The sequence below is a fragment of the Leifsonia sp. 71-9 genome (assembly GCF_001898805.1).
Taxonomy (GTDB): domain Bacteria; phylum Actinomycetota; class Actinomycetes; order Actinomycetales; family Microbacteriaceae; genus Leifsonia.
In genome coordinates this window covers 578,213-585,121 of the sequence record NZ_MKVJ01000017.1, presented here as the reverse complement: position 1 = coordinate 585,121, position 6,909 = coordinate 578,213, and the positions used below count along the sequence as shown (strand labels likewise).

At 72.4% G+C, this 6,909-nt stretch carries 7 protein-coding genes; all 7 read right to left on the bottom strand.

Going from position 1 to position 6,909, the window contains the following annotated elements:
• Positions 1 to 189: hypothetical protein (locus BGO91_RS12490; RefSeq protein WP_290473075.1), on the bottom strand; the 189-nt coding region annotated here is incomplete at its 3' end.
• Between the two features lie 33 nt (positions 190 to 222).
• Positions 223 to 1,494 (bottom strand): saccharopine dehydrogenase C-terminal domain-containing protein, encoded by a 1,272-nt coding sequence (locus BGO91_RS12485; RefSeq protein ID WP_290473074.1) that lies wholly within the window; start codon positions 1,492 to 1,494, stop codon positions 223 to 225.
• A gap of 99 nt (positions 1,495 to 1,593) precedes the next feature.
• On the bottom strand, positions 1,594 to 2,325 hold the full coding sequence (locus BGO91_RS12480; protein ID WP_290473073.1) for a phosphatase PAP2 family protein: 732 nt from the start codon (positions 2,323 to 2,325) through the stop codon (positions 1,594 to 1,596).
• A 103-nt stretch (positions 2,326 to 2,428) separates the two neighbouring features.
• Complete coding sequence (locus BGO91_RS12475; RefSeq protein ID WP_290473072.1) at positions 2,429 to 3,658, bottom strand: multidrug effflux MFS transporter; 1,230 nt, start codon at positions 3,656 to 3,658, stop codon at positions 2,429 to 2,431.
• Positions 3,659 to 3,875: 217 nt separating this feature from the next.
• Entirely contained in the window at positions 3,876 to 5,063 is a 1,188-nt protein-coding gene (locus tag BGO91_RS12470; protein WP_290473071.1) for an ROK family transcriptional regulator, read from the bottom strand.
• 61 nt (positions 5,064 to 5,124) lie between these two features.
• Positions 5,125 to 6,222: a Gfo/Idh/MocA family oxidoreductase gene (locus tag BGO91_RS12465; RefSeq protein ID WP_290473070.1), complete on the bottom strand. Its 1,098-nt coding sequence runs from the start codon at positions 6,220 to 6,222 to the stop codon at positions 5,125 to 5,127.
• Positions 6,207 to 6,899 carry a ThuA domain-containing protein gene (locus BGO91_RS12460; RefSeq protein ID WP_290473069.1) on the bottom strand — a complete coding sequence of 231 codons (693 nt, stop codon included), beginning with the start codon at positions 6,897 to 6,899 and terminating at the stop codon, positions 6,207 to 6,209. Before BGO91_RS12460 ends, BGO91_RS12465 begins: the two co-directional genes overlap by 16 nt.
• Between the last annotated feature and the right edge of the window lie 10 nt (positions 6,900 to 6,909).

The following is a 6,909-nucleotide window of genomic DNA, read 5'->3' as shown; positions in this document are numbered from 1 at the left end:
GGCGTCTGCGGAGGACGCTGGGGCGGGGGCGGGGGCGGTGGCAGCGGAGGCCTGCGCCGCAGTTTCCGCCGCCGCGGCCTCCTGCGCCGCGGCCGCCGCAGCCGCCGCCTCCTGCGCCTTGCGCAGCGCTTCCTCCGCCTCGGCCTGCAGCTTCGCGGCGGTCTCCGCCAGCGCTTCAGCGTCGCTCATGCGGCTCAGCCTACTGACGGGCCCGGCCGCCGCCTAGCGTGCTTCGCGCATCCCCCACCGCTGCCCGTAGCCGCCGTCCTGCTCGGCGCGCTCCATCAGTTCGAGGAACGGACGGGCCGGGAACGCCTCCGGCCCGAGCACGCCCGTCCCGCTCCACGCGCCCTTCGCCAGCAGCTCGAGCGCGATGACGGGGTTGAGCGCGGTCTGCCAGACGACGCACTGGCAGTCGTACTCGCGCATCGTCCACTCGTTGTCGCTGACGTGGTACAGGTATACCTCTCGCGGGGCGCCGTCGACGCCGATGCCGGTCACGTTGACGCCGGCGCAGGTCTTGCCGGTCATCCGCGGTCCGATGGTCGCGGGGTCCGGCAGCGCGGCGGCGACGACATCGCGCGGTGCGACCTCCACCGGGCCGGCCGCGCTGCGCACGCGGACCGGGGTCGTCGCATCGAGCCCGAGCAGGTGGAGGGTCTTCAGCACGCCGATGAACTCCTCCCCCAGCCCGTACTTGAAGGTCACGCGCTTCGCGTCGAGCCAGCGGGGCATCAGCAGCACCTCTTCGTGCTCGACGTTCACGCACTCGACCGGGCCGATGCCCTCGGGGAAGTCGAAGACCTCCGGCTCGCTGAACGGCGGGGTGGTGAACCATCCCGTGTCCTTCTCGAAGATCACGGGCGGGTTGAGGCACTCCTCGATCGTCGTCCAGATCGAGAACGACGGGGCGAAGATCTCGTTGCCGGCCTCATCCCGCACCACGAGGTTCGCACCGTCGCGGGTGCCGAGCTCGTCGATGGACGAGAACAGCTCGTCGGCGGCGTAGCGGGCGAAGACGTCGGACAGCCCGGGCTCGACCCCCATGCCGACCAGGGCGAGCCGGCCGGCCGTCTCCCAGTCGCCGCGAAGGGCGAACTGGTCGTCGCCGAGCTTCACCCCGGTCTTCTCGTACGGATCGGTGGGGTGCGGCTCCGACAGGCTCATCGCCATGTCGAGGTAGTCGGCTCCCGCGGCGAACGCTCCGGCGAAGATGGTCGGCACGAACTTCGGCTCGACCGCGTTCATGACGTGGGTCGCGCGGTGCTCGCGCGCCACGGCCTCCACCGAGTCGGGGTCGGAGGCGTCGATCGCGGCGGTGCGGAAGCGGGACGCCACCTCCTCGCCGTGCCGGGCGCGGATCCACCCGACCGTCCGCTCTGCGCGCGCGACGTCGTAGTCGCTCACGGTGATGGTGTCGTAGAACGTGCGGCGCGCGGCGATCTTGGCGATGGCGTCGCCGACGCCGCCCGCGCCGACCAGCAGAATCCTCATGGCCGCCACAGTAGTGCCCCGCGCGCCCTCCCGGGCCTGCGAAGTTCACGACGTGGCGGCCATTCCGGTGCGAATGAGCGCCACGTCCTGAACCTCGGGTCAGGGGGAGGTGGAGGGCGGGGTGCCGGGCGCGCGGGAGCGGAGGAAGGGGTGCGGCAGCGTTCGCTCGCGGGCGAGGCGGTACGCGAGCGGAGCCCAGACGATCACGGCGACGGCGGCGCCCAGCAGCATCCCGCCGACCGTGTCGCTCATCCAATGGGCGCCGAGATAGGTGCGGCTGACGGCCATGAGCAGGGCCCACGCGATGCCGAGGCACCAGACCCACACCCGCGGGAAGAGGATGGCCAGCACGACGACCATGGTCGCCGCATTCGCTGTATGCCCCGACGGGAATGAACCCGCGTCGGCGTTCACCAGGATCTCCGTCGGCCGTGCCCGCCCGACCGTGTGCTTCAGCACCTGCACCAGCACGACGGACAGGATGCTGGCCGACGCGAAGAACAGCGCACCCCACGGCCGTCGGAAAGCGAGGAGCAGCAGGACGATCAGCACCGGGATGACGGCCGAGCCGACGATCCCGCCGCCCGCGTAGTTGAAGAACAGCGCCGGGCCGAGCCAGAACGGGGAGCGGTGCTCGACGATCTCCTGCATCCACTCCAGGTCGAGCGAGAACGGCTCCGTGGGGCGGAACGCGATGATCGCGCCGAGGCCGAGCACGAGGAGCACGGCGACGGAGGCCGAGATCACCGGCCAGCGCCGGCTGATCCGCGCGGCCTGCCGCAGCTGCGGGTGCCGGGTGGCCGGGGCGTCTGGGGTGTCGTCCGCATCCATCGCCCCACCGTACCCGGGCGAACCGGTCGCGAGATGTGAGTCGTCGCGGGTGCGGGGCGGTCCGCACCCGCGACGAGTCACGTCTCGCGAGAGGGCGGGCGGGCTAGTGCGCGAGCGCGGGGACGGTGCGGGGGCGGACGATCAGCCAGAGGGCGGCGATCGAGACCAGCGCGCAGGCCGCCATCACGTAGCCCATCGGTGCGGCGCTGCCGACGCCGAGGATTCCGACGATCGGCGACACGATGCCCGCGGTGCCGAAGTTGAGCGCGCCCAGGAGGCTGGCCGCCGTCCCGGCCTCGTGGCCGTGGTTGTTGAGCGCGAGCACCTGCACGCACGGGAACCCGAACCCGCAGGCGGCGATGAAGAACCAGAGCGGGATGGCCGTGCCCCACAGCCCGACGTGGGCCTGGTCGAGCACCACGATCACGACGGAGGCCACGAACATGACCACCGTGGAGACCGCGAGGATCCACTGCGGGCCGACGTACTTCGTGAGGCGCGACGACGACTGCACGCCGATGATGATGCCGATGGAGTTCACGGCGAAGAGCAGGCCGTACTCCTGCGCGTTGAACTTGTAGATCTCCTGGAAGATGAACGAGCTCGACGACAGGTAGGCGAACAGGCCGGTGAAGTTCGCGGCGCCGACGATCGCGATGCCGACGAACACCCGGTCGGAGAGCACCGCCTTGTAGCGCTGGCGGACGGTGGAGTGCCCGGCGTCGTGGCGACGCGCCTTCGGCAGGGTCTCGACGATCCAGAGCGAGACGCAGACGACGACGAACAGGCCGTAGCAGGCGAGCACGACGAAGATCCCGCGCCACGGCATCACGAGCAGCAGCCAGGAGCCGATGACGGGGGCGAGCACCGGGGCGAGCCCGTTCACCAGGGCCAGGCGGCTCAGCATCCGCACGAGGGGACGGCCGCCGAACAGGTCGCGGACCATCGCCATCGCGACGACGCCGCCCGCCGCCGCGCCGATGCCCTGCATCGTGCGGGCGACGCCGAGCAGCTCGACGTTCGGCGCCACCGCGGCGGCGAGGCAGGCCAGGATGTGCACGGCCGTCGACGCGATGAGCGGGATGCGGCGGCCGATCTTGTCGGACCACGGGCCGACCAGCAGCTGACCGAGCCCGAACCCGATCGTCGTCGCCGTGAGCGTCAACTGGATGGCCGCCGTCGAGACGCCGAAGTCGGACTGCAGGGTCGGCAGGGCCGGCAGATAGGTGTCGATCGTGAACGGCCCGAGCGCGGTGAGCGCGCCGAGGATCAGGATGTACGCCAGACGCTGACGGCCGGAGAGGGAGTCGCCGGGATGCACGACGGTGGTCACGAAGAGGGTCCTTGCTGGGTCGGAGGTGCGGGGGGTGAGGTGGCGCACGGGCGGCGAATGCACGAAGAAGCACCGCGCTTGCGTTCACGCGGTGCCGGTGTCGCTCGAAGCCGGAATCGAATCGATTCGACTCGGCGACACCATTCATCCTATCGCAGGCGGGCGCCCGATGTTACCGTGCACATCCCCCGCATTCCGGGGGTGCGGGAGGCGCCGCTCAGCGCGCGGGCGCGGGCGCGGCGAGGAGCGGGCCGAAGGCCAGCTCGGCCGCCCCGATCATGAGGATGTCGCCGCCGAGCTCGGCGCGCACGATCCGCAGGCGCTCACTCGAGGCGGCGAGCGCCTGCGCCGCGACCAGCTGCGGCAGCCGCTCGGGCGCCAGCGCGTGCAGCGCGCCGAGGAACCCTCCGAGCACGATGAGCTCCGGGGCGAAGACGTTGGTGGCGTTCCGCAGCGCGGTGGCGAGGAAGCCGAGCTGCCGGTCGACCTCGGCCGTGACCGCCGCATCCCCCGCTTCGACGGCGGCGCTCAGCGCTCGCGAGAGTTCCTCGCCGTCGGCGGCGCGCATCCCGAGCACGCCGAGCAGGGCGCGCTGGCTGACCTCGGTCTCGAGGCACCCGATCGCGCCGCAGTGGCAGCGGATGCCCGCCGAGTTCACGAGTGTGTGTCCCAGCTCGCCCGCGTACCCGCTGATGCCGGTCAGCGGCTCCCCGCGGACGATAACCCCCGCGCCGATGCCGGACGCACCGCCGTTGAGGTACACCAGGTCGGAGGCGCCGCGGCCGGCCCCGAAAAGTCGCTCGGCGTTGGCGCCGAGGCTCGCGTCGTTCGCGGCGAGCACCGGGTAGCCGGTGGCGGCCGCGAGCTCGGCGGCGAACGGCTCCTCCGCCCACTCCAGGTGGGGAGCAAGGCGCACGACGCCGTCCTCCTCGCGCACGAGCCCGGGGACGGCGACGCCGATGCCGACGACGCGGGAGGCTGCGGCCAGGTCGGGCCGCAGACCGTCGATCACCGCGGCGGCGATGGCGGCGGCCTCCTGCGCGGTCGGCACATGGCCGGTGGGGAACCGCACCCGGCGGTGGACCGTGGCGTCCAGCCCGACGACGCCGACGGTGACCGCGTCGATCTCGGGGTTCACGGCGAGCGCGACCACGCATCCGTCCGCGGCGACGACCGGCGACGGCCGCCCGACGCGGTTGCTGGTCTCCGGCTCGCGCTCCCGCACGAGGCCGTACTCCACCAGCTCGGCGACGAGAGCGCCCGTCGTCGACCGGTTCAGCCCCGTCGCCTGGGTGAGCGCCGAGCGCGCCAGCGGACCGCCGCGGTGCACCATCCCGAGCACGGTGGAGAGGTTGTGCCGTCGCACCGTGTCGAGGTTCGTCCCCGCCGTCGTGTTGCCGTTCATGGTCGTCGCAACATTACCGTCGCCGTCCGGCACGGTCGTGATCGATGCCGCGGAACGCCCGTCACCACGTTTCCGGCCGCGCCCCCAGCGGCACCGGCGCCGGCCGCTCGACCGTCGAGGCGAGCGTGACGACCGTGTGCTCGCGGCCGGCCGTGACGACGGCCTCCATGACCTCCAGCACGTGGAAGGCCAGGTCGCCGGAGGCGCGGTGCGGGCGGTCCGTCTCGATCGCGCGGGCCAGGTCGGCGAGCCCGGCGCCGCGGCCGGCGTCCGCGTAGCCGGCGGCGACGGGGACCTCCCGGAACTCCCGGTCGTCGGCGGTGGCGAGGAGCACCGGCTCGGAGAACTGGTTCGGATCGGGCACCGCGATCGTGCCGCCGGTGCCGTGCACCTCGAAGAGGGGGATGCGCGTGGCCCACACCTCGAACGACATGGTGACGGTGGAGGCGACGCCGGAGGCGTGCTCGAGGATGGCGGTCACGTGAGTGTCGACGTCGACGGGGATGGCGGTGCCGGCGAGCGGGCCGGCCGCGACGGTGCGCTCGCGCGACGAGCGCCCGGTGACGCCGGAGACGCGCACGACCGGGCCGAAGAAGGTGACGAGGCTGGTGAGGTAGTACGGCCCCATGTCGAAGAGCGGGCCGCCGCCGGGCTGGTAGTAGAACGCGGGCGCGGGATGCCACAGCTCGTGCCCGGGTGCGCTCCACGCCACCGCCGCGGCGACCGGGGTGCCGATGCGGCCGTCGTCGATCAGCGCGCGTGCCGTCTGGATGCCGGTGCCGAGGACGGTGTCGGGCGCGCTGCCGACGCGCAGGCCGAGCTCGGCGGCGCGGGCGAGCACCGGGGCGGCCTCGGCGGTGGCGAGTGCCAGCGGCTTCTCGCCGTAGACGTGCTTGCCCGCCTCCAGCGCGCGGAGCGCCACGTCGGCGTGCGCCTGCGGGATGGTGAGGTTGAGCACCGCGTCGATGCCGGGATCGGCGAGCAGGTCGTCCACCGAGAGGGCGCGCACGCCCTGCTCGCCGGCGACCGCGGACGCGCGCGCGAGGTCCAGATCGGCCACGGCCTCCAGCCGCAGTCCGGGCAGTGCCGGGAACTGCGCGAAGTACTGCCGGCTGATGTTCCCGACTCCGATGACCCCGATGTTCAACGCGCCGCCCACAGCAGCCCCCTCTCGATGATGGTGCGGACGGGCTCGCTCGCCACGATCTCGAGGCGGTGGCCGGGCGCGGAGACGAAGATGCGGCCCTCGCCCCACTGGCGGGTCCAGATCGCGGGCGCCGTCACGGGCCGGTTCCACGCATCCCACGGGCGCACGGACTGCGTGGTGGTGGCGAGGACGTCGTTGTACTCGTCGGAGAGCACCCAGTACTGCTCGCTCACGAGGTCGAAGTCGTCGATCCCGGCGGTGATCGGGTGGGTCGTGCCGTACTCGGTGATGTGGACCGTGTACGGGAGGTAGTTGTCGCTCTGCTCGCCGGTGCGCTCGGCGGGGTCCTTGCCCGCGTGGTGGGCGAACTGGCCGCCGATCATGTGGAGGTAGTCGGCGTTGTCGCGGTAGGCGTCGGCGATGCCGCCGTGCCAGCCGCCCAGGCCGGTGCCGTTGAGGACGGCCCGCTGCAGGCCGGCGAACTCCGCGTCCTCGATCGTGTTCATCGTGTTGATCTGGAGGACGAGGTCGACGGTGTCCATGTACTCGGCCTCGGTGTACACCGCGGGCGACTCCTCCACCCGCACGTGGAAGCCGTTGGCCTGGAGGAAGGGGATGAAGAGGTCCGTGGTCTCGACAGGCATGTGCCCGTCCCATCCGCCGCGGACGACGAGGGCGTGTCTGGTCATGGTGCCTTTC